Annotated in this window: 21 protein-coding genes; 8 read left to right on the top strand and 13 right to left on the bottom strand. The window is 63.8% G+C overall.

What is annotated here, in order from left to right; translation table 11 throughout:
* Window positions 1-341: 341 nt before the first annotated feature.
* Both ABTV10_RS27530 and ABTV10_RS27525 read left to right on the top strand, forming a co-directional pair.
* Window positions 342-1532, top strand: coding sequence for a sensor histidine kinase (locus tag ABTV10_RS27530; RefSeq protein ID WP_499035504.1), 1191 nt, complete (start codon window positions 342-344; stop codon window positions 1530-1532).
* Window positions 1484-2233, top strand: a complete 750-nt coding sequence (locus tag ABTV10_RS27525) for a response regulator (protein ID WP_499035502.1) — start codon at window positions 1484-1486, stop codon at window positions 2231-2233. The genes ABTV10_RS27530 and ABTV10_RS27525 overlap by 49 nt, the downstream gene beginning before the upstream one ends.
* Window positions 2234-2364: 131 nt before the next feature.
* On the opposite strand, the gene ABTV10_RS27520 is transcribed toward ABTV10_RS27525, so the two are convergent.
* The 9 genes from ABTV10_RS27520 to ABTV10_RS27480 form a co-directional block, all read right to left on the bottom strand.
* A complete protein-coding gene (locus ABTV10_RS27520; protein WP_499035501.1) occupies window positions 2365-4185 on the bottom strand; it encodes an ABC transporter ATP-binding protein in 1821 nt (606 codons plus the stop codon).
* Window positions 4186-4426: 241 nt separating this feature from the next.
* A complete protein-coding gene (locus ABTV10_RS27515; RefSeq protein ID WP_499035499.1) occupies window positions 4427-4555 on the bottom strand; it encodes a SapB/AmfS family lanthipeptide in 129 nt (42 codons plus the stop codon).
* A 487-nt stretch (window positions 4556-5042) separates the two neighbouring features.
* Window positions 5043-7700 (bottom strand): class III lanthionine synthetase LanKC, encoded by a 2658-nt coding sequence (gene lanKC, locus ABTV10_RS27510; protein ID WP_499035497.1) that lies wholly within the window; start codon window positions 7698-7700, stop codon window positions 5043-5045.
* Window positions 7701-8008: 308 nt separating this feature from the next.
* Window positions 8009-8701, bottom strand: coding sequence for a hypothetical protein (locus ABTV10_RS27505; RefSeq protein ID WP_499035496.1), 693 nt, complete (start codon window positions 8699-8701; stop codon window positions 8009-8011).
* A 15-nt stretch (window positions 8702-8716) separates the two neighbouring features.
* On the bottom strand, window positions 8717-9004 hold the full coding sequence (locus tag ABTV10_RS27500) for a metalloregulator ArsR/SmtB family transcription factor (RefSeq protein ID WP_499035495.1): 288 nt from the start codon (window positions 9002-9004) through the stop codon (window positions 8717-8719).
* 1149 nt (window positions 9005-10153) lie between these two features.
* Window positions 10154-10774 carry a DUF8175 domain-containg protein gene (locus ABTV10_RS27495; RefSeq protein WP_499035494.1) on the bottom strand — a complete coding sequence of 207 codons (621 nt, stop codon included), beginning with the start codon at window positions 10772-10774 and terminating at the stop codon, window positions 10154-10156.
* Window positions 10775-11204: 430 nt separating this feature from the next.
* Window positions 11205-11474 carry a hypothetical protein gene (locus ABTV10_RS27490; protein ID WP_499035493.1) on the bottom strand — a complete coding sequence of 90 codons (270 nt, stop codon included), beginning with the start codon at window positions 11472-11474 and terminating at the stop codon, window positions 11205-11207.
* Between the two features lie 482 nt (window positions 11475-11956).
* A complete protein-coding gene (locus ABTV10_RS27485; protein WP_499035492.1) occupies window positions 11957-12319 on the bottom strand; it encodes a hypothetical protein in 363 nt (120 codons plus the stop codon).
* Complete coding sequence (locus ABTV10_RS27480) at window positions 12316-12510, bottom strand: hypothetical protein (RefSeq protein ID WP_499035491.1); 195 nt, start codon at window positions 12508-12510, stop codon at window positions 12316-12318. Before ABTV10_RS27480 ends, ABTV10_RS27485 begins: the two co-directional genes overlap by 4 nt.
* Window positions 12511-12659: 149 nt before the next feature.
* On the opposite strand from ABTV10_RS27480, the gene ABTV10_RS27475 reads away from it, so the two are divergent.
* Entirely contained in the window at window positions 12660-12824 is a 165-nt protein-coding gene (locus ABTV10_RS27475; protein WP_499035490.1) for a hypothetical protein, read from the top strand.
* A 121-nt stretch (window positions 12825-12945) separates the two neighbouring features.
* Here ABTV10_RS27475 and imm45 read toward each other — a convergent pair whose 3' ends face one another.
* Window positions 12946-13311, bottom strand: coding sequence for an Imm45 family immunity protein (gene imm45 / locus ABTV10_RS27470; RefSeq protein WP_499035488.1), 366 nt, complete (start codon window positions 13309-13311; stop codon window positions 12946-12948).
* 802 nt (window positions 13312-14113) lie between these two features.
* On the opposite strand from imm45, the gene ABTV10_RS27465 reads away from it, so the two are divergent.
* The gene (locus ABTV10_RS27465; protein WP_499035486.1) at window positions 14114-14521 is read left to right on the top strand and encodes a hypothetical protein; all 408 of its coding nucleotides are present in this window, start codon (window positions 14114-14116) and stop codon (window positions 14519-14521) included.
* 595 nt (window positions 14522-15116) lie between these two features.
* Here ABTV10_RS27465 and ABTV10_RS27460 read toward each other — a convergent pair.
* Window positions 15117-15380, bottom strand: coding sequence for a hypothetical protein (locus ABTV10_RS27460; RefSeq protein WP_499035937.1), 264 nt, complete (start codon window positions 15378-15380; stop codon window positions 15117-15119).
* 35 nt (window positions 15381-15415) lie between these two features.
* The gene (locus ABTV10_RS27455) at window positions 15416-16159 is read right to left on the bottom strand and encodes a hypothetical protein (RefSeq protein WP_499035484.1); all 744 of its coding nucleotides are present in this window, start codon (window positions 16157-16159) and stop codon (window positions 15416-15418) included.
* Between the two features lie 456 nt (window positions 16160-16615).
* Between ABTV10_RS27455 and ABTV10_RS27450 the strand changes: the two genes are divergently transcribed.
* The 3 genes from ABTV10_RS27450 (at window position 16616) to ABTV10_RS27440 (ending at window position 20008) form a co-directional block, all read left to right on the top strand.
* On the top strand, window positions 16616-16912 hold the full coding sequence (locus ABTV10_RS27450; protein WP_499035482.1) for a hypothetical protein: 297 nt from the start codon (window positions 16616-16618) through the stop codon (window positions 16910-16912).
* A gap of 394 nt (window positions 16913-17306) precedes the next feature.
* A complete protein-coding gene (locus tag ABTV10_RS27445; protein ID WP_499035480.1) occupies window positions 17307-18635 on the top strand; it encodes a beta-propeller fold lactonase family protein in 1329 nt (442 codons plus the stop codon).
* Between the two features lie 239 nt (window positions 18636-18874).
* The gene (locus ABTV10_RS27440) at window positions 18875-20008 is read left to right on the top strand and encodes a TerD family protein (RefSeq protein ID WP_499035478.1); all 1134 of its coding nucleotides are present in this window, start codon (window positions 18875-18877) and stop codon (window positions 20006-20008) included.
* Window positions 20009-20138: 130 nt separating this feature from the next.
* On the opposite strand, the gene ABTV10_RS27435 is transcribed toward ABTV10_RS27440, so the two are convergent.
* On the bottom strand, window positions 20139-20507 hold the full coding sequence (locus tag ABTV10_RS27435; protein ID WP_499035935.1) for an excalibur calcium-binding domain-containing protein: 369 nt from the start codon (window positions 20505-20507) through the stop codon (window positions 20139-20141).
* On the opposite strand from ABTV10_RS27435, the gene ABTV10_RS27430 reads away from it, so the two are divergent.
* Window positions 20470-20643 carry a hypothetical protein gene (locus tag ABTV10_RS27430; RefSeq protein WP_499035958.1) on the top strand — a complete coding sequence of 58 codons (174 nt, stop codon included), beginning with the start codon at window positions 20470-20472 and terminating at the stop codon, window positions 20641-20643. The two genes, ABTV10_RS27435 and ABTV10_RS27430, sit on opposite strands and share 38 nt — an antisense overlap.
* Window positions 20644-21210 lie beyond the last annotated feature (567 nt).

Genomic DNA, 21210 nt, shown 5'->3' with positions numbered 1-21210 from the left:
GACGGACCCGAAGAAGCCCGGCTTGCCCTTCACTCTCGACTACCTCGAATACCGGGGCTCCGCCATGGTGGCCAGCTCATCAGCGAACTGGTGACCCTGCCAGGCACTGCAGCCATCGAACTCGTCCGCGCCAACGTCGAGACGAACCTCAGCGACCGACCGCTCACGGACCAGAGCCTGCTAGGGGCGTCGACCCGGCCCGCCCTGTGCCGTGTGCCGTGTGCGAATATTGCCACGGCTCTGATACATGGGGGGAAGCCGTGTCATCGCTAATCGATAGTCGGGTGGTCGGTCCTGCGTTCGCAGACCGATTCCGCGGCAGCTGGATAAGGCCCATCTCTGTGGTCGTTACCGCGGCAAGTTTTGGCTACGTCTTCTTCACCGCGGCGATGAATCCTGACTTCGTCGCCGCACGGCTGTACAGCCCAAGCGGCCTTGCCGTCGTTCTGTTAGTCCTCTGCGCCAATGGATTCGCCACATCTATGTTCACCCGATCGCCGGTGTCTGCCTTCATGATCGCAGTGGCAGCGATGATCATTCTGGCCGTCGTGTTTCACGACCGCGCTGCGGCGGTGACGCCCCTCTACTGGTACTCACTGCTCCTGCTTTCGATGACCGTCTCGGGGTTCGCGCTATGGGCCTCCCTCCTCGCCGGCGCGGCCGTTGACACACTGGTTGGTGCATGGATCAAGCTCCCACGTTCGGACGGCCTCGACGACATCGCCGATGCGACGCTCGGTTCTACAACAACGCTTCTCGCCCAAGTGGCGGTGAATGTCGCAGTCAGCTACACCGTCGTCGTTTGCATCGGCAAGCTCATCGCCCAACACCAGCGGCGCAATCGCGACCACTCGGTGCAGATTGCGATACTTCAGCAGGAGCGTGATCGTGAGGTCGAGCAAGCCGTGGTGTCCGAGCGAAACCGTATGGCGCGAGAGCTTCACGATGTCTCTGCGCATCATCTGACTGCCGTGATTGTTCAAGCTAAGGCGGCGCGTGAAGTTTTGGCATCGCACCCCGACGAGATCGGCAGCCTCCTTGACGGTGTTATCGATCAAGGAGACCAGGCACTCAAAAGCATGCGTCAATTGGTCGATGTCCTGCGAATCAAGCAGAGCAGCACACCGCTACCGCAGCCCTTGATTCGCGACTTGGAGGAACTCGCAGCGCGGTGCCGTGAGGCGGGCCTGAGTGTGCATCTTCGCGTGGCCGGCGCGGCGGATCGGCTTGACAACGCGGTGCAACTGTCGTGCTATCGCATAGTGCAAGAGTGCCTTTCGAACGTGATGCGTCACGCTTCTGGTTCCGGTGCGTATGTGACGATCCAGGAGTCGAAAGACGTCCTGTACATCGAGGTGTTGAACCGTCTGACGGGCGCCACCGGTCGGGATCCCGGCCGTGCTGGGCTGGGTCTGATCGGTATGCGTGAGCGGGCTGAACTATTAGGGGGATCACTGACAGTGGGGACAACGGATGGCGGCTGGTGGAGAGTGTCAGCAGAGCTGCCAACGGAAGGGGTGATCTCTCGATGATCCGGGTCGTGGTTGTTGACGACCAGCCAGTAATTCGTCACGGTTTCTCGCTCTTCCTTCGGAACAGCGGTGATATCGAGGTCGTCGGTGAGGCAGATTCCGGAGACCGTGCCGTGCGGGTGGTTGAGGCGCTCCGCCCCGATGTGGTCCTTATGGACATCAGAATGCCGAACGGGGACGGGCTCGCGGCATCGCGGAAGATCCTCAGCCGTCCGAACGGTCCGCGAATCATCGTCATCACGACCTTTGATCATGACGACTATCTGTTCACTGCGTTGGAGATTGGCGTGTCGGGGTTCCTTCTCAAAGATGCTGATCCGACGGAGCTTTCAGCTGCGGTGAAGGCTGTGCATCGCGGCGCGGTCGCGATTGCGCCTGACTTGGTGAGTCGGATCGTCACGGAGTTCGGTCGCCGCCCACGTGGCCCCGGCGCTTCTTCTCGAGTGGACATTGGAAGTCCCGGCCGCGTAGTGCCCGACAGCCTAACCCCTCGCGAGGTCGACATCGTGTCTCTACTCGCGAGGGGTTTGAGCAATCAGGAGATCGCCAGCCGGCTTCAGATCGAGATCACCACGGTCAAGACCCACCTTTCTCGGGTGCTCGCGAAGACAGGTGCATCGAGTCGCGTTCAGGTGGTGATCTGGGCGTACGAATCCGGGCTAGTCCGCGCTGGCGCTGGGATGGTCGCGCCACCGGCGTGAGGTCTCCAGCTGTCAGCAGATGGCGAAGCTGAGAGTGCTCCAGGAAAGGACGGGCGTGTCCTGCCCGACGGGAGCGTTGGCGGACGTGTCAAGTTCCTGCAGGGCAAGGATGTTGGACATATGGCTTCCTTTCAGATTGTGGTAACCATCGGGCTGGATGCCTGATGATGGTGTGATTCCGACTCGACGAGTTGCTGATAGTAGGGCACCTGTTCGAGCAGGGTCTGGTGGGTTCCCGTGCCGATTACTTCCCCGTCGCGCATGACGATGATTCGGTGGGCACGGCGGGCTGCGGCCAGTCGGTGCGTGATTGTGATGACCGTTTTGTCGCCGGCGAATTCGTCGATGACGTCGTAGAAGTCGCGGTCCGCAATAGCGTCCAGGTGTGAGGTGGGTTCGTCGAGGAGCAGGCAGGGAGGGTCGGCGACGAGCACCCTGGCCCAGGCTAGTCGCTGACGCTGGCCGCCGGATAGCGTGGTGCCCTCCTGCCCGAGGTCGGTATCCAAACCTGAGCGACTGTTCTCCATGAGATCGCCAAGGCCTACTCTGCGGAGAACGCTGGTCATGACTTCGTCAGCGACGTGCACGGTCCCCATGGAGAGGTTGTCCCGGACGGTGCCGGTGAGAACGGGTGCACCCTGTCCCAATAGGCCGAACGCTCGGCGGTAATGCGCTAGTGGCCACCCGGTGGCCGGGCTGCCAGCAACACGCACGGTCCCGGTCGTGGGTTCATAGAACCTCATCAAGATTTCGAGGAGTGTTGTCTTGCCGCAGCCCGAACCTCCGACGATCGCGACGTGTTCCCCGTGGCTCACCGTCACGTTGACTTCCCGAAGCACTGGGGTCGTCGCGTCGTAGGAGAATGAGACGTTCTCGATCTCGATCAGAGGCTGGTCCGAAGTGAGTGGCGTTCGGTGCGGCGCCGAAAGCGTCGAGGCGAGCGGTTCTTGCGCCTCCCGTGGGAGCTGATCGACCTCTCGAAGTCGTCCTACGGCTGCCAATCCGACTTGCATGTGTGTGTACGACTGGCCGACGCTCGAGATCGGCACCGCCAACAAGAACAGGTACATGAGGTAGGCGAGCATGCCGCCGAGATCCAGGTCCCCCGATTCCACTCGTACAGATCCCACTGCGATCACCGCGACGATTGCACCCTGGAAACAGAGGTTGAGGATCGGCTGTACCCCAGCTTGCAGTCGAACGAGTTTCAGGCTCGTTGTCCACAGGCCGCGAGTCGTTCCCTGGAAGCGCTCGTACTCCGCGGCTTCTGCGCCGAACGCCTTGATCGTGCGAATGCCTCCCAACAGTCGGTCGATTGCGCACGCGACTGCGGATGTCGCCTCCTGCACTGACCGTGAGATTCGCCGAACTGTCGGACCGCAGACATATACGACTACGGCCCCGACCGCCACCGCACCGATTGTGATCGCAAATAGGACCGGATCAACGGCTGCCATGGACGCGGCAATGCCTATGAGCAGGACTACTGCCCCGAACGCCGGGATGACGCCCACTCCAATCAGGCTCTCCACCAGACCTGCATCGGCCATGCATCGCACCTGCAGGTCTCCCGATGCTGATCGGTCGTGAGCTCGGACCGACATCGACAAGTATCGTCGCGCCAATCGGTCACGCAGTGATCGAGATATCGACTTGGACGCGCGCTGACTTGCGTAGTACTGGCCGCTGGCGACTACCGCCGATCCGAGTACCGCCAGTACCAAGAGCACCAGGGTTCTTGTCGCCGATTCGCCTGCGGTCACTTGGTTCACAGCCGTTTGCATGATGCGCGGCTGCATGATCGCTAGCCCCGTCCCCGCCAGCGACAGACCAATCGCTGTGGCCAGGACCGCCTTGTGGTGGCGGATCGACTTCCACAGAAAAATCCTGTCCGCGCGCGCGTTACCAACGACCGCCGGCGATTGTTGGCTGCGGATCTCTGCCACCGCCATTGCAAACTCCCTCATGCAGGTTGCGGGCGGCGCGCGCAGTGCGCGCCGCCCGCAACATGACTGTCAGCCCAAGCAGAGAACGACGCTTGCCCAGCTGAGTGAGCAAGCAGAAACACTCACCGAGCTCAGCGGGTTGACGCTCGCAGGGCCGGCGTCACTCTTCGAACGTGCAGTTGCGGTCTGGAGACCCAGGACATGTCCCATTGAGAATCCTCCATCTCAGTTTGTTTGATGTGCTCGATCAGCACAGGAAGGTACTGATGCTGCTGCCACAGATCGCCAAGCTCGCAGAACTCGTGATGGTTCTACCCTGGTTGTTCTGCTGCGCACCGCGCTCCGGAATTGCTTGTAGTCCAAGAACATTCGCCACTGTCTAACACCTCCTCCCTCTACTCGCAGATGGATTGAGGTCGCACATCAGCACAGGCCGATGCTCAGCGAGCTCAGGCATCCAATCAAGCTGATCGTGCTCGGCAGCAGTTCCACATCCCCATCCGATGCGGAACGGCTCTGGAGTGAAAGGACATTCGCCATAGTGATTCCCTCTCGGTCTCAGCACACAACGAGGCTGAATGTGCTGGCGCAGAAGGCCGGGCTCAAGCTGCTCGGAACCATGACCCCTGCGTCGGTGCGGGTTGAAGGACGCCGCGTTTGCAATTCGAGGACGCTCATGACTTTGTTCTCCCCTCCACTCAGCAGACGGCCCAGCTGCCGTTGCTGTAGCACGTCCACACGGACAAACCGCTGATACCGCGATTTCCCGGGCCAACGCTCGGCTTCTGTTGGAGATTCAGGACAGTGGACATCAACTTCCCTTTCTCGGATGGTTTTCTTCCTGTTCAACCCCGAAGGGCCGACTATGGGGTGTGACCGACCAGCGTCAGCGAGCGGTCGATCCCGATTAGCGGGATCTCGCGATGCGCCTTGCCGTCTCGCGCTCCCTGGTATGAGCGGATCGCATCAAGGACACCTGCAGATCCGGAGGCCCAATCGGTCGAACACCGAAGGACCTGCTCCCCAGGAAAGTAGATCCCGACGCCGCGATGAACAGCGTGCAGCCTCAGTCGCTCTACCTGCCGTTCGAGGGCCTCGCGATACTGCGTGCGCCCGCTCGCGACCATCTTTGACAAGAAGTAGACGAACCCTGCACGACCGTTCATGAAGGTCGACTGCACGCAGAATTCGGCTGTTGTGGACTTGGCGATTCGAGCCAGCGTCTCCTCGTACCGAGAGATGTCCATGTTTTGTCCAAGTCGGGCAAGAACGAGTCCTACCCCGGCCGCGCCGCTTCCGATGTACGGCAGCGTGCGCCATCCCTCGTTTAGCTGCAACGATCCGTCCGGGCAATCCAGCAGTACATCAAGATCCACCTTCAACGCCTCGTGGGCACGATCAAGATCCGCTGGGGCACCAAGTTCCTCGTACGACCTAATCCAGAACAAGGCATGCCCTGAGTGGCCTCGGAGAAGCCCGCCCTTGCCGGTTGCAACCGCCAGTTGGCCACCGTCACGCCGAATCGATTCGGTCGTATCTCCAGAGCGGGCGGCCATGACTGCGCGGATCCGTTCAATCGCATCTGCAATCTCATTCGAGGGTGTCCGAGCCATCTCGTCGATGAGGTAGCAGCCGATGCCAGCCAAGCCGCTGTAGAGATCAGACGTGTACTTCTCGAAGGGGAGCCGGCACAGCTCGTTCACCCACAGGTCGGCGACGTCGTGGCGTTCGAACCGCCGGAACGTGTAGGCCGCGCCAGCGAGACCGTTGTAGAAGCCGGGGCCGAAACCTTGGGCGGAATTGACTGCATGCTCGATCCAGTCCAGGACCTCTTCTGCTCGCTCTCCAAGAGAGTCGCTCACGGTCAGAAGATTGCCGGCGGCGCCGTACGCGATACTCACCGCGTTCTCGCTGAACTGGGCGATATCTCCGGGGAAGATGCGGTCAGCACGCCCGAAGTCCGCACTGTCGACGATCCCGCGGGTGATGGCGGCTGTGAGACCGTCCAAACCGGAAGGGCGGCCGATGTCCCAGGTGTCGACAATCTCATTCACGCGCCGCGAATGGATGCTCGCGTTGTTCGGTGTCACCGGCGGCCGGATTCCTTCAATGATCGAGCGGCAGTAGCTCTCCGGCAGATCAAAGGCTGTTCTGGCTTCATCGACCAGTTGGACCGCCTTGGAAAGATCGAGGTCAAGGACCATCGTCAGCGGGATGAACATCGACAGCTTGATACACGCCAGTGAGTAGAGATCCGCCGCGAAACCCGTGCGACCATCGGGCGGCATGAATCCCGGTGCGCCTGCGGGTCGAGCGGCCTTCTCATCCTCAACCTTGTACGCCATCTCGAAATCGATCATCTTCACCGCTCCATCGGAGGTGATCATGATGTTGTTCGGGTGCAGGTCCGCATACACGACGCCGCGGGCGTGCAGCGCCTGAACCAGGTCAGTCAGCTGACCCGTGACGTCCAGGACCCAGTCGCGGTAGGCAATCCGATCCTCGAGGGTCTGATTCGCGCGGATCAACGGGTGTCGGGTGACGAGCTCCTTGTTGAGGGTGATGCCCTCCACGAACTCCTCGACGAGGAAGTGATGTTCGGAGTGAGTGAAGTAGTCGATGCAGCGCACGATGGCCGCGTTTTCTTGGAACTGCTGAGTCAGTTCGTACTCATTAGCGAGACGAGCAACCGCATCGCTGCCGTCAGGGCTGATCCCTGCGTACGGGCGCGCTTCCTTGAGAACGACAAAGGCGCCCGCCGAGTCCTTGGCCTTGTAGATTCCTCCACCATTCGAGAAGTGCAGTGCGTCAACGACTTCGTAGGGGAATGGGGCTTCGTCGCCGTCGAACAGCGCCGCACGCTGCTGCTCAATGAATGCAGGCAGAGTTACCCATTCGGGCGGCCTGAAGGCCGGCTCCCTCTCATCGGGCACGAGAGTCCCGGATGGATCCTCGATGGCGGGGACTAGTTCATCGAACGTATTGCGCACGTACTTGGGCACGAAGCCGCCGTAACGGACATACAGGGGGCCCTTGTTCCACCGCAGGTCGGACAGGATATATGGGCCAGCGAGGCCGGAGAGCTCAGCGTCGAGATCGACGAGTATCGATTCGCATTCCGAGTCCGATGCCGGATAGATCGTGATGAACTTCCCGCTGCCCCCACGATGGGCGTACTTCATGTTTGACCGCATCATTTCCGCGGTGGTGGGGAGGTACTTGAACGAGATCCTGTGCGAGTGACAGTAGGCAGCGACGATCGCGAGGATGTCTTGGGCGTTGTCGAGAGTTGCCGAACAGTGAATCTTCCACCCTTGCGCCGGCAACGGCTCGCCGATGGGGTGGATGTACCTCCACCCGTTCGATTCTTCGATGCGCCAGTCTGTCTCGTCGAACTCGCACCGCGGCGTGTAGCGGGTCACCCGGCCACCGACGGTCGATAGCGCGTCAGCCCTCATCCTGTCGTAGAAGAACCGGTCCGCAAGTGCGAACTCGATGTACCGCATGTCCACAGCCGCCATCCTCCTGTCACCTGCCGTATCGCCTCACCGGCGTGGAGTTGTCCATCCGGGCTGGCCGTAGGAAGAGCAAAGAGAATCGGACTGATCCTGGCAAGAGGTCGCTCGGAGCGCGAGTGCGATCATCCAAAGGGACGAGTCGCCGCGTGCGGTGCCCGTACGCTCGGTCTTTACCGCCCTCGTGAGGCCTGTCAGTGCCGGGGGGACACCTCAACGACGTGGACAAACCATCCGAAAGGATGACGGCCTTCGGCCAGGTAGACCTCGCGGTTCCTGAACAGATGTGGCTCGCGCCATCGAAGGAGTCGGACCTACTTCATTGAACGCGCCACCTTGATCGACGTCGCAATCATCACTGCAACGAATCCGACCCAGCCAGCCGTCACGCCCACGAGAGGCCAAAGGAGACTGAGCACAATCGTCGCGAGACCGACAGCGACAAGCGTGAATCCTGCGGGCCGATACGCGGCCTCGAGTCCGACAGCCAGACGCCTGAATTCGGGAGGGTATTGCGATGGTTCAGTCGGCCGCGCGAGCGGAAGAGCGGAACCAAGGCAGACGGTCAACAGTCCGAACCCAATGCCAAGCAGTTGCACGACATCGACCTCTCGACCCGTGAACTGCGCGAGGATCGCCAGGTGAAGGATCAGGAGCACAATCGTCAGGCCGATCCAGGTGGCCGACAGAACCCGCGCTTGATTCCGCATTGCGGTGGACGATTGAGGCGGACTGATAGCCGAGTGCCTGCGGAAGAACCACCGATCTCCACGAACGATCGGAATGAGGATGAGGGCCATTGCAGTCAGCAATAGCGGTATCCCTATCGCCGCCGAAGCACGATTGGCCACACTAGGCCTCAGGTTGGGACCGCTGACCTCCTCGTACGTCGCTGCCATATCGGGCCAGGCGAACCACGACGCAACCGCCGCTACGACGGCCCCGGTGGCAGCAACCGCGACCCCGCTGATGGGAAGCGTCCCGCCCTTCCTGTCCTTCGCGTCCATCTCCCCCTCCAATATTCACTCATGACGCCGGTTCCCGAGAAGCCTTGCTGCGCAGAGAAGTAACTCTTCCATGACAGTGAAGTTCGTCCGGTACCAGATCTCGGTACCGCGACGAGACGAAACGATAAGGTCGGCTTCACGCAAGACTCGAAGATGACCGGACAACGTCGACGGGACGATTTCGAGATCCCGGGATATGTCGCCGGCGCGTGCACTGCTGTGGTCGCGAAGGTACATCAAGATAGCGCGACGGGCCGGGTGAGCTATCGCGTCGAAACGACCATCTTCGCTATTTCGCGACATACCGAAATAGTAGCGGAGAACCAGTGATACGCGTCGCAGCGGAACGCGATCCCGCGTCGCACGATTGCCGCGTGACCCCGAAGCCGAGGGCTCCGACCCCCTGGATATCCAAGCCGGTCCAGCGCTGCTCGATCTCAGCCCGTCGAACCTCCGGCAGATCCGAATACACCCATACCGCCGCCAGAACCTCTTCCTGCGCTGCGGGGTCATCCGGGCGTTGTATATCAGTGCCGCCATGCTCGTGTCCGATCGTCGTCCGCATCGCCCTGTGCTTCGCCCGGAAGTGATCGCTCGCCGGCATCTGGAAATCCGAACTGGTTCTCTCACCGAGCGAGTGCGTTGAGCGCTGACCACCATGGCCCCACCGACAAGTCCACCCCAGGGCGGGCGGCGAGGGGGAAGTACGGTGGCGACGGATCACCCGTAGCCACCCGAACCGGCCAGACGAGGCCTACAGCTCGCCGCGGACTTCCTCCTCGTAGCGCTGATCTGCCGTCACAGTTACGTCGCGCCAGTCCACCCCGAACATGTGCGCGAGGTGACGCAGGTCCGCGGCAGGTCGTACATCCCGATCTGTAGCTCCTCTTCAGCTTCGCCAACACCCGCATGTAGTCCGCCAGCAACCCGGAAGGGGTCAGCGCCCGGACCGCGGTCGCTTCCAGCGGATCGGCAATCTCCCACGACTGGCAGCCATGAACTGGGAATCACACGGCGACTGCCTGGCGAGGCAGGGCTGGGGGTCAGCGATGGTCAATCGACCACCACCGTTGCGGGTTGCGTGAAGGTCCCCAGCAACGGGACGGTGTTCAGGCCCCGAGGGCTAGCCTGGATGGCCCCAGACCCCGGAACGTCGACATGGCCTGATTCGTGGCTCTGACGTCTCCCGCTGCCACGGGAATGACGGCGCACCATCTGGACCGTAATCCCGTGCGACGTCGGTGGGCACTGCCCTGATTGGAGGTGATCAAGATGGATTTCGCACCCATCTGGTGGACACTCTGGTTCCTGCCCGAACCGGCGCGAATCTGGCTCATGCGGAACGTTCCGTGCGAGCTCGGCGGATATTGCTACTACTGAGACAGCGCCGGGCCCTTGAAGCCCCACAAGAACCCGGCGTCGTTCCCTCACTTGCTGGTGACGGCGAAGTCCCTACCCGCCGCCGCGGTGCGTACTCCACATAGAAGCTGTACACGCCGTTGAGTTCGAGTACCTCCGCCGGTGAATCCGGCCCCGGGTTCTGCACGTCATCCGGCTGGGGGCCGTTGAGGAAGGCCCAATCGACTGCCTTCCAGTCGCCGTCTTCCCACACCAGACCGTGGTCGACCACACGGTCTGGATGCTGACGTCGCCGGTTCTGTTCGTGTCCAGCTGACCGACGGTTACGGTCCACACGGACACAGTCGCTTTCGTGTCCGAGTAGTCGGTGACATTCACCAACGCGGGATGGCTGGACAGGTCCCGCCTCCCGGTAGTGGAAGTGTTGTAGCGGTCGATCACTGTCGTCAACGAGTTCGATGGCGCCGACCCGACCAGGTGGGTACGAAGGTCGACCTTCGTGACCCTGCCGGACGAGGACTCCTCAACCGCCCGAATGAAGTTGACCGCCGCCGTTTGCGCACCAACCCTGGTCTGGTCGTAGCCGTACGGAATGCCGTTCGTGAACTCGGTCGGGCCATGGCCGAGACGGACCGTGGTACTCGTCGAATCGCGCTGGTCACCGCGGGCGCGATCAGAGCGATCAGAGCGACGCCCACCAGGACTGCGCCGCAAACCTTCAGCCAGTTCGGGATCCGGGCGGGGGCCTCCGCCGAACCGCCACCGGGCCCGGAACCAGCGGTGGGTTGGCCATCGGAATCTGTTTCTCGTTTAGGCATTTCGTGTGATGTGACGCTGGAATCGGGTGTCAAAGTGTGTTCCTTGGTAGGGGTGGTCAGACCTGGACGACCGAGAATCAGCGCGCCGAGGATCGCTCCACCGGCATGGCTCGGCGTCGCTACACTCTGGCATTCGACTACCTCGTTGAACACTCGCTCGAATCGGTGCTGTCCCTCGTCCGAGTTCGAGGTCACGACCTGAGAGTTAGCGCCGCGGGACGGCGCCACATCACGCCCGTGAGCAGTGTCCGGAGCGAACCATCCGCGGCGTGCTAGGTCGACAGGGGTCACCCAGCGGCGACCAACCGGTGGGCGCCCTCGTGTGGCTACGGTTCCCGAGGATCCGTAGGCGCCACCTGCTGGGCTGGCATGAACTGGTAGGCACCCGACGCCTGGCCGGCATGCCATAGCTGCTGTTGCCCGAACTGGGCCTGGAATCGACTCTTACGGTTGGTCGCCACGACGCCGCCAACGACCAGGCCGATGATCACACCAGCGAACGCACCGATAACCGCAAACAGCATCAGCGCCGACATGAGCCGACCGCCGTCGACGTCGCTGAAGTCGTTGCCGTTCTCCTCGAGGCCAGCACTCACCAGCCCCCAGGCCAACAGAAACCCGAGTGCTCCACCAGCCAAGGTGCCGATGATCGCCCCAGCGGTCAGTGGGCCCGATGCGCTCGGGGGCTGCGGTACAACGAGTGGCACTGCACCCCACGCTGGCGGGGCAGGTGGAACCGATGCATACGGTTGCGGAGCCACGCCCGGGAAAGACCGGCTCTGCTCCTGCGCCGGTCTTTGCTCGTGGATTGGATCGGTCATATCAGGGTCCCCTCGACGATGCTGACAACATCGACTCCCCCCGGGAGCCGCGCCTGCTCGCAGGCCGCGTGAACGTACCAACCCGCTTGCCCGCGACCGCGAACGGGTCGAACCGCTACGCGCAGTCGGTCCCAGGCCCTGCGGCCGGAGTCGACGGATCGTCGCTTGGATGCCTGCCCGCCCCGACAGGGTCACACCGTCGGCTGGTGTGAGGTCGTTGCGTGGATACGTCGCCCACCCCGCGCCCGCGGCAGTCCTCACCGGAGACCCGCCGAGGACTGCTGACGCCGTCCGCGTGAAGCGGGAGCGGGCCGGGGCGACGTCGCGGCGGCAGCTTTGGCCGCGTGACGTGCCCGGGCAAGGAGAGAACGGCCATCGCTGGTCCACTCGACGCACCAGAAGTCAGCACGGTACGTCAGCATGACGACATCGCGGTGCTCCATCACGGTCAGATGCGCGCGGAGGTCCGCTCGGGCGTCGTCGTCCAGCGGGTGAGCGGCGATATACCACGAGACGAGATCCCTGTGCCGTACGGACTTCTCGTCGCAGACGCGCTGGAGGATGGCGATGCGGTCCGGCCAATCGATCAGGTCAGCCGCGAGCGTCCCCGGGCGGCTCATCGCTGTACCCGGTGGAGCACCTGCAGGGCGGCGAGCGCGTCTCTGCGGCGCCTGGGGTCGCGGTGCGCGATCGCAACGGCGGCCGCGGCGACCCGGACGAGCACGGCCGCGGCGACCCGGACGAGCACGGCCGCGGCGACCCGGACGAGCACGGCCGCGACGGTCGCGGCGATAGCGAGTGATGTGGTCATGACAATGAGCGTCTACGCCCAAGACGCCCTCGCGCTACCTCAGTTGGACAGCCAAAAATGTCACGAACGATGCTATGGCGCAGCCCTTTTCCTAGGACTGCGCAACTGCCACCACGCTGAGTGATTCATGTCACACCACGGTTTCGGCTATGGCGCAGGCCGTGGGCGTCGTCCTCGATCGCTTCGGTGCGGACCTGATTGACATCGCCAGTGACGCCCGACAACAGGGAATCGATCAACCAGCGGTTGCCCCGGCTGGCCAGTCCTATTCCGGCGGAATACTCGTGCGCGAGGACTTATCGTTCTCGCCGTAGCCGTTCCGACGATCCCGGACGCAGTTCAGCCGCTCGGTGCACCGGTTGGAGACTCTCGCTGCCACGGCCGCCGCGCCGGCCACTGCGCGCGGTATACGTCGATGGCCACCTGCTCGAGGATTCAGGTCGGTTCCGTTCGGAATGTGCGAGAGATGCCGTCGTCCTCATCGGCGTCCCAGGGCCGGACAGCGATCTGATGGAGCGGCCAGTGTGGATTCACCCAGGTGGCCCAGTTCTGTCTGAGCCAACGGATATCGATGAGTCCGGCCTCTTCTCGGGGCCTGCACTCTCGTGGCAGTACTTGGACGACCAGTCCGGCCTTGTAGCCTCCGAGCACCCACAACTCGCAGCCGCTGTCGGGCTCCCGGGTCCCGGCGATCATGAGCTCGACGTGATCCGCGCCAGGCGGTGCGCCGACGATCCGCAGCCTCTCGCCTCGCGCCAGATCGGGCGTCGTAGTCCTCGAGCAGCACGGCCTCTCCCTCATTCGCGGTCGCCCTTGACGGCTCGGCCAAGGACGAACCGCAGGTTGTCTTCGTCGACCCTACGGAGCGCCTCCCGTCAACAGCGGACCTCCGCCTACTCGTCGAGAGCATGTACCCCGACGGCGACGTCTCGATCGGGCTGGCACAGTCACCAGCCCGGCGACCGCCGCCGGTGACGTCCTGGACGACGCCGGTGTGCGGGCCGAAGCTGACGCTGACTGGATCCTGGGACCGCGTGGTGGGGGTGCCGAAGCCGGCCTGGCGCGCGTCGGCGGCCCAGCCGTTGGGTCGGCGGCGTGGATACGGGCGATCTGGGTGGTGGCCACAGCGGGTTCCTCACTGTCGGTTGGTGCGTCGACGGCAACCCTGCCGAGACCACCGGAGGGGTTGCCGCTGCCGCGGACCCGTCGGCCGCACCTGGCGGGGCCACGCGACCCACGGGATACGCGGTGGCACACCATGGTTTCCCGAGGTGCGCCGCCACGGTCAGATCACGCTGCCGTCGGCCAGGGCCGGGCGACCGTTTCGTCGACGACGTATCCGAGTCGGCCAGCCGCGGACCAGGACCGTCGCCGACCGCACGGGCGCCGACAGCGCGTCCGGAGGCCGGCGGCATGCTGGAGGGCATGGTCGCGGGGTAGCCGCCCGCCGCGGCAGTGACGGAGCGTGGGGACGATTCCTCGTCGACCACGCCCGTATCGACTAGCTGACAACCGTCACCGTTGGCGCCGCACCGCGATCGCGGCATCGGCGGACAGCGAAATCTGCTGGCACACGGCGAAGTGCCGCGGGTACGGTCAGCCCATGTGTACCTACGCCTTCGTCCACTACAAGCGCCATTATGCGTGCGTATCGTGCCGGACCAGCTTCAAACGACACCCCCGCGACGGCGGACACAGGTGCCCGAACTGCGACGGGCCACTGCTGTATGCCGGCCACGACTTCGCAGCACCCCGGCGCAACGACTGGAAGGCATGGTCGGTCGTCGCCGTGGTCCTGGGCGCCGGGCTGCGCTACGAGGGCTTCCAGCCGTGCGGTTGCGGCCGGGATCCGAAGTTCCGCCCCCGAACCCGCGCCCAGGTGCGAGCCCGCCGCATCCTCGCCGCCCGGACCGGCACCCCGCTCGCGGAGCTGCTCGGACAGGCCGATCCGCTAATCCCAGCTGTCCCCACAATTCGCTCCATCCAGCCCGCGGGCGGCCGCACCCGCTGACCCTGAGCAGCCCCGACCCATCCTGCGGCACAACAACACTTGCCGCCGAGAGCCCGGGCCCCCTCCGCCCCGAGTCCTAACGGTCAGCTGGCTGACCGTCACCTTGTCGCGCAGCGCGATCGGGTCGCCGACGGGTCCGGTGATGCAGTCGGTGACCCGAATCGGGACGTGCCAGCGCAAACTTCGGGTACCACTGGCGGCGGCACCAGTGCCCTCGCACTACCCGCCGGTGGGTATGACGTCGACACGCGACTCCCCCGCTGCCCGCGCGCGGGCGCGCGCTATCGCTGACGTATGTGATGGTGTCGGTGCGCGAACGTCGACGCCCTGCCCGTTCAAGTGTGGGCGGGGCGCAGCGCGGGCGGTGACTGACCTACGTTGGACGAGGCGTCGCTGGCACAGCACGTGCACCAGCGACAGGAACATAGCGACCGCGCTCCGCGCCGCGTCGTGGCCGTACTCGCCCGTGCCCCACCGCAGGTCCGGCTGCGCGGTATCGGTGCCACATGCGGCGACCATCGGAGGGCCCCTGCCCGAGGACGCCGACTGAGCGCCCCGCACCCGCCCGGCTCAGGCCGCGATTGAACACGTTGCGCTACCCGGCAGTTCCGCGATTGCTGCCGGGCTTCTGGATCAGAAGATCGTCATGCTCCCGCCGACGGCATGCTTCGACGAAGTTGACTGCCAACGATTCATCGGCAAGGAAATCCTGGTACGTCTCGTTGTCGACCTCGTAGTACTCGTCGTAGTCCACGAGCGAGTTGCTAACCGGGATGGAAACATAGAACCTCCCGGTACCAGTTTCGATACCCAGCGAGTACCGATTCGTTCGTGAGAAGTACTCGTCCCTGAAACGCATGTTCGGAGCCCCCATTCGCCAGTCTTCAATCGCCGTCACGCGGCACGGCGCTGCGACCGGCACTGGATCGCGCGGGCCTGCGGATCGTCGATGGTCTCCTCATCCCATTGGAACGGCAGTGGCCACCGGCGCCGCAGCGCTCGTGCGCGCGCTTGCGCCGAGTCCCCGAGAATGAGCTGCAAATCCTTGAACAGCGCGGCAGTCTCCCGATGGCGTCCTGCGGTCACCCGACGAGTGCGGCCGTTGACGATCCGATTTACAGAGCCGACGGGCCATCCGAGTCGCGTATTCAGATCGGACTGGGTGTGCCCGGCCGCAATCAGCGCGCGCAGGCGGCGACGTGTGCCGGTTCCGTCGACCTGCTGGCCGTCCCGGATATGCGGCGCGACGGTCCCTGGAAGAGGGACCGGAACAGCCAACAGGCTGTCGGCGACGTTGCGCAGCAAGCGCTTCGACGGCTCCGCTCCCGCACCCTTCCCAACGAGAAGGGCACGTACCGCGCTATCGGAGACCCCCGCGGCCGCAGCGATCGCCTTCACACTCATCCAGTCCTGCAGCAACTGCACGTGCTTCCGTGCGGGATCCGGGTCGACGTAGCGGGATTCGAACCGCCCGAACGCTGTCTGCCGCGTATGCCAGCGCACGTAGCAGGCGTGGCACATGCTGCGGGTGCGCGGCGGGTTCACGCATCCGCGGGTAGAACATCCCTCGCTCACAACCGCTCCTTTCGTTCGTTCTGCCATCAGGTTCACAGCAGGCACCGACAGGTGTTGCAGCACAGACGCCCCGGCTGCACCCGAATTTCGGGAGAGCAGATCGACGCTTCCCGCTCAAAGGGGGTCCGCGCACAGCAGAGACGACGAACAGGAGACGAGCCGTTCGGCGGCATCGGCAGGTCTGAGCCTCGCGTTGGCCGCTGGACGGTGTGATCATCGCTCGCGACCTTCGTCGCGGGGCTGCAGCTGCATGAAGTCGAATGCCGCGCCCCGGCAGCGAGGTGTGGGTCGTGCGGGATCCTTTGTACCGCGCGGGTGCGCCGTTTCGTCTCGCCATGGATCTTGGCGACGTCGACCGAGGACGACTCGGATACCCCATTGATGGCCGACACCACACTCGGAGCTGTATCAGCCAGTCCGTGGCCTCGCGAAATCCTCACTGCGCACCGGTCGGCGGCACCCCGGATGCACCCGACGTCGCTCGCCCGGTTCAGCCAGGCAGACTAGGAAGCCCGAACAATGGGGGAATTCATGGAAGAGATGACAAGCATCGAGGCTCGCCTCAATCGTACTGGCGTGGTCGGAGAGAAGCGTGACGAGCTGGCTCGGATACTGTCCACGGGTCCGTGTAGTCCCGACGACGACCGGATTCTGACCGAGTTCCGTCAACTCGAACGACAGGCCACGCGACGCCGTTGCCGCTCGCTGCCCGATCGGGATCGAGAGCTCCAGCTGGCAACGTTCCTTGCAATCATTGCCATCGTCGCTGTGCTGGCGTTCCTCCCACTCATTCTCAACGCCGTCGTAGATAACTGACGTGGACAGCCAGCCACCCACCCCGATCGCTGCCGAACGTCTCCGGGCCGATCTGCTCGTGCTGCTGCACGCCATGATCTCCATGCCCGGCGACCACCTCCCGATGCTCGGTCGCCCCGAGTGCCTCGCCGAACGCCCGAGACCTATCGCACAGCGGGGGCAGCCGCGATTACCTCCGCCGGCTAGCGGCCCTGCACGCGGCTCTGTGTGGTCATATGTTCGTGGCTCACAGAAGCAGACGACCATGTTACCCGTCTGGTTCTGTGAGCCGGACACCTCGAGACCGATCGCTTACCCCTCCGATCCGAAGGAGCCTCTCACGATGCCGAACACCACTGTCGACGAGATCCGCCGCGGAGGTGATCCTCGGCCTTCGGGAACTCGTCGGAGTCCCATGGCGGCAGCGTTCGCCGGCGCAGTCCTGACCGCTATCGGTCTCGCTCTCATCCCGGTTCAGGCCGCGCACGCGGACACAGTCACCGAGACCTTCCCGGTCGACGGTGGCGCTGGCGCAGTCGCGTTCAGCCTAGATGGTTCACGCGCGTACGTCACCAACAGTCGCATGATGATCCCCAGCGAAATTGAAGGAACGCTCTCGGTCATCGACACCACCACGAAGACCGTCACCGCCACAATCCCTGTCGGACGAAACCCGTTCGCGGTAGCGCTCACTGCAGACGGCACCCGGGCCTACGTCGCGAACCAGGACAGCGACTCCGTATCGGTCATCGACACCACGACGAATGCGGTCACCGCCACAATCGCAGTGGGTTCGAAACCGATTGGCTTGGCGATCACGCCCGATGGAACCCGCGCCTACGTAAGCAACTCCTATGCCGGGGGAAACGTCGCCGACAACCCTGCCGCGACCGGAACTGTTTCGGTAATCGACACCGCAACGAGCAACGTGACCGAGACTGTCGCTGTGGCTGGCAACCCGTTCGACATCGCGGTCACCCCTGACGGGGCACGCGCATACGTCACGCAATACAGCAGCAACTCGGTATCAGTGATCGACACAACCACCAATGCGCTCACCGCCACCATTCCGGTCGGGTCCTACCCGTCCGGCGTTGCAATCACCCCCGACGGCACCCACGCGTACATCACGAACAGCCGCGGTGACGGCTCGGTCTCCGTGATCGACACCGCATCCAACGCCGTCACCTCGACCATTCCTGTCGACGTGTATCCGGGCCGGGTAGCGATCACCCCTGACGGCACCCGCGCCTACGTGACGAACACCTATGCCCGCTCCGGAGGCGGCGGTGCGGTGTCGGTGATCGACACTGCCACGAACACGGTGCGCTCCACGCTCGCGATCGACGGGACTGCGTTCGGGGTCGCGATCGCTCCCGGCGGTGCCCATGCCTACGTCACGACCACCCTCGGTGGCTTCGGCACAGTCTCAGTGATTTCGATCGACCACGCACCCACACTGACCGGGACTCCGCAGGCGGGTGCGGTCGGGCAGCCCTATAGCTACTCGTTCAAGGTGTCCGGGGAGCCTGCCCCCACTGTCGCCGTCGCAGCCGGTGCGCTCCCCGATGGACTCACGCTCACGTCGGCCGGAGTCCTCTCCGGAACACCCATCAGCGGTGGACGGTACGGGTTCACCGTCACCGCGACGAACGGCGTCGGCCATGACGCCACCTTGCCTGTCGCCCTCGACATCGCCGAGGCTCCCCCGATCACCGGGTCGCTCGGCAGCTTCGGCTCGTGACGATGTCAACCTGACGCCCGGGCCGACAGTGTCGGGCTTGAGGAACGGCCGCCCATCGCCAACTGGAGGTGGGCGGCCTTCCCGTTCAGCGCATCTCTGAAAGCCGACGCCGGACAGCACCGAGGTCTGCTACCGTCCGGTCCGTCCGTTTTCGACCCTCACGTGACCTGAGGTGAATCGTGTCCACTGCCTGACGGAGCTGGAAGGGAAGACAGCCGCGAACAGCGTGGCGATTTACATTGAAGACACTAACTCGGGGTGAGAACACCGAAATCCCCACAACCAGCCTCACTCTCGAACTCAAGGGAGTATCGCAGGGCACAGTCGACGTATTGATCTTCCAGCTCGGAGCGGACGAGAAGGTCCGTGCCGACAGCGATCTCGTCTTCTTCAATCAACCGGAGTCCCCGGAAGGGGCAGTCCGCATATCCGGGGCAAGCGCAACCGTCGACCTGCAGTCGGTTCCCGAGGACGTGCGGTTCCTTCGAGTGGCCATCGCGCTTGACGACGCCGCCCAAGGCAACCTCGCGCTGGTGAAGGGTCTCGGCGTCGAAGTCCGCGACCAAGCCGGCACGTGGATCATCTCGGATGCGGTCGGCCTGACAACCGAACGTGCGGCCGTACTCGTCGAGATCTATCGCCGAGGCAGCAGCTGGAAGATCCGTAACGTGTCCGCGGGCTGGGACCTGGGCCTTGCGGCTCTTGTCACCACCCACGGTGTCGCCGTCGACGACGATCCTCGAGCAGCAAAGTCCGATTCGACGGCACAACCTCCTCGCACGACCGCGCCCACACGCCCTCCAGCACGCGGGAACGGTGCCCAAATCGTGTTGGAAGCCTTTCCTGTCAAGAAGACGTTCACCGTGAACAAGCACGGCAGCGCCGCGAACTACAACGTCCCCAAGGGCTTCGAGATGCTTCATCTGGACGTGGAGCACATGTTCGAGGTCGCCTTGGACGGTACGGGCATCGATCCGGAGCACACCTGGTGGGAGTTGTCCGTCGAACCCGACGATGTTGTCGACGAGTACACGGTCCGCAGGGTCGCGTTCGCCTTCACACCGGGCCATGAGCGTCCCCCTTACGGCATACGAGTGACTTTCGCCGAAGACGGCATGACCAGAGAGCACGGCTACCGCAAGGACCTGGACTTCCCCGAGTGGAGAGGCGGGGTCGGTACCGGGCCATGCGAGTTGAAGAACCTGGCATTCGATCTGCGACTGGCCACGGACAATGCCATCAAGGACGGCTACCAGTTCGAAGGACCATGGATGTTCCGCGTCATCGAAGACTCCGAAGAGGGCAAGCTGTTGGAGGCGTTCAGCGCCGCGTCATGGACAAAGCCGAAGCGGTGGCGCGTGGCACCGGCCTGATACCCCGCCGCGGTGACTACAGCCATTCTCGGCCAGGCACCGCGTGCAGTGGTCGAGACCGAACGCGAAAGGGTCGACGCCGACAGGGTTGGTGTGCCCCCGACCGTAGGCCGGGGCACACGCAACACCATCAAGACTCACACGCCACGCCATCACCATCACGATCCAGCTTGCTGCTGTAACCCGGCTCCCCGCGGTAAATCGGAGCAGCACCAGCGGCCTTCACGGCAGAACAGTTCGCGTAATAGACACTGTTCGACTTCGGCGCCGGCGCAGGTGCCGGAGCAACTGGCGCCGGAGGCGGAGCAACCAGCGGCGCAGGTTCAGGGTCCGGTGCAACGAACGGCGCAGGAGCCGGCGCGGGCGGCGACCCTTCGACGATCGGCGCCGGTGCGGGCGCCACAGCCGACGGTTCGATAGCGGCTGGCGCAACCGAAAGCGTCGTCGTGGGTGGAACAGTGGTGGTTGTGGTCGCCCGGGCGGCGGTCGTCGACTTCATCGTCGACGTCACCGTGGTGGTCGTCGTCGATGAACCGGAATCGTCACTGCCGCAGGCGGACAGCGCGAACGCTGCCGAGAGGACCATCATGCCTGCGCCTGTCCGGCGGACGATCGAGTTTGAGATACGCATGTGAAAACCCCGTTGCTGAACGCAGAAACCGAATTTCGGACCGTGAGACTGTAGCCGCAGGGCAGGCAACACCGACTGCCCGGAAGGATGAAATGAGGGGTGAAGCAAAGACGCGTTGACCTGCCACCGCCCGCGTTCCGTGAATGTGATGTCGAGCCAACCGCCGGCTGGGGCGTCTGGTTTCGCCGACAATGTACTCGGTGTCGCGGCCAGCAAGCTTGGCTTCGTCGATTAGTTCGCGACGGGTGGCGCCGATCCGCTGAGGGTCAGGCCACACCGCGCTCACAGCTTGGCAGTCGTAGCCACCGTCGTCCCGCTGCTCGCTTCGCGAGGACAACGAAGCCCACAATCGGATTCCTACTCGGTGGCTATCCTTCGAACGCCGAACGAGCCGGCTAACGAAACCCCCCGCACACAAGAACTCCGTCTGGCTTCGCCAGCATTTCAGCCCGTGACGCACCAAGCTGTACCAACCACGCGTCGCCCCAACTCACGATCTCGCCCACGAACTGAGAGCGCAGCGGTCGACGGCCACCATCGACACCGCGTGCGTGCGTCGACCACCTGAAGC

Source organism: Paraburkholderia sp. RHO2 (assembly GCF_050955445.1).
Classification (GTDB): Bacteria; Actinomycetota; Actinomycetes; order Mycobacteriales; family Mycobacteriaceae; genus Prescottella; species Prescottella agglutinans_A.
The sequence above is the reverse complement of the archived record's forward strand: the minus strand, read 5'-3'. Positions and strand labels throughout refer to the sequence as shown.

What these genes read in the sequence shown, in the direction of transcription:
- ABTV10_RS27520 (WP_499035501.1), bottom strand. Translation starts at nt 4,185, where the DNA reads ATGGCGGTGGCAGAGATCCGCAGCCAACAATCGCCGGCGGTCGTTGGT.
- lanKC (WP_499035497.1), bottom strand. Translation starts at nt 7,700, where the DNA reads ATGGCGGCTGTGGACATGCGGTACATCGAGTTCGCACTTGCGGACCGG.
- ABTV10_RS27505 (WP_499035496.1), bottom strand. Translation starts at nt 8,701, where the DNA reads ATGGACGCGAAGGACAGGAAGGGCGGGACGCTTCCCATCAGCGGGGTC.
- ABTV10_RS27500 (WP_499035495.1), bottom strand. Translation starts at nt 9,004, where the DNA reads ATGTCGCGAAATAGCGAAGATGGTCGTTTCGACGCGATAGCTCACCCG.
- ABTV10_RS27485 (WP_499035492.1), bottom strand. Translation starts at nt 12,319, where the DNA reads ATGAGCCGCCCGGGGACGCTCGCGGCTGACCTGATCGATTGGCCGGAC.
- ABTV10_RS27480 (WP_499035491.1), bottom strand. Translation starts at nt 12,510, where the DNA reads ATGACCACATCACTCGCTATCGCCGCGACCGTCGCGGCCGTGCTCGTC.
- ABTV10_RS27475 (WP_499035490.1), top strand. Translation starts at nt 12,660, where the DNA reads ATGGCGCAGGCCGTGGGCGTCGTCCTCGATCGCTTCGGTGCGGACCTG.
- imm45 (WP_499035488.1), bottom strand. Translation starts at nt 13,311, where the DNA reads ATGAGGGAGAGGCCGTGCTGCTCGAGGACTACGACGCCCGATCTGGCG.
- ABTV10_RS27465 (WP_499035486.1), top strand. Translation starts at nt 14,114, where the DNA reads ATGTGTACCTACGCCTTCGTCCACTACAAGCGCCATTATGCGTGCGTA.
- ABTV10_RS27460 (WP_499035937.1), bottom strand. Translation starts at nt 15,380, where the DNA reads ATGCGTTTCAGGGACGAGTACTTCTCACGAACGAATCGGTACTCGCTG.
- ABTV10_RS27450 (WP_499035482.1), top strand. Translation starts at nt 16,616, where the DNA reads ATGGGGGAATTCATGGAAGAGATGACAAGCATCGAGGCTCGCCTCAAT.
- ABTV10_RS27445 (WP_499035480.1), top strand. Translation starts at nt 17,307, where the DNA reads ATGGCGGCAGCGTTCGCCGGCGCAGTCCTGACCGCTATCGGTCTCGCT.
- ABTV10_RS27435 (WP_499035935.1), bottom strand. Translation starts at nt 20,507, where the DNA reads ATGAAGTCGACGACCGCCGCCCGGGCGACCACAACCACCACTGTTCCA.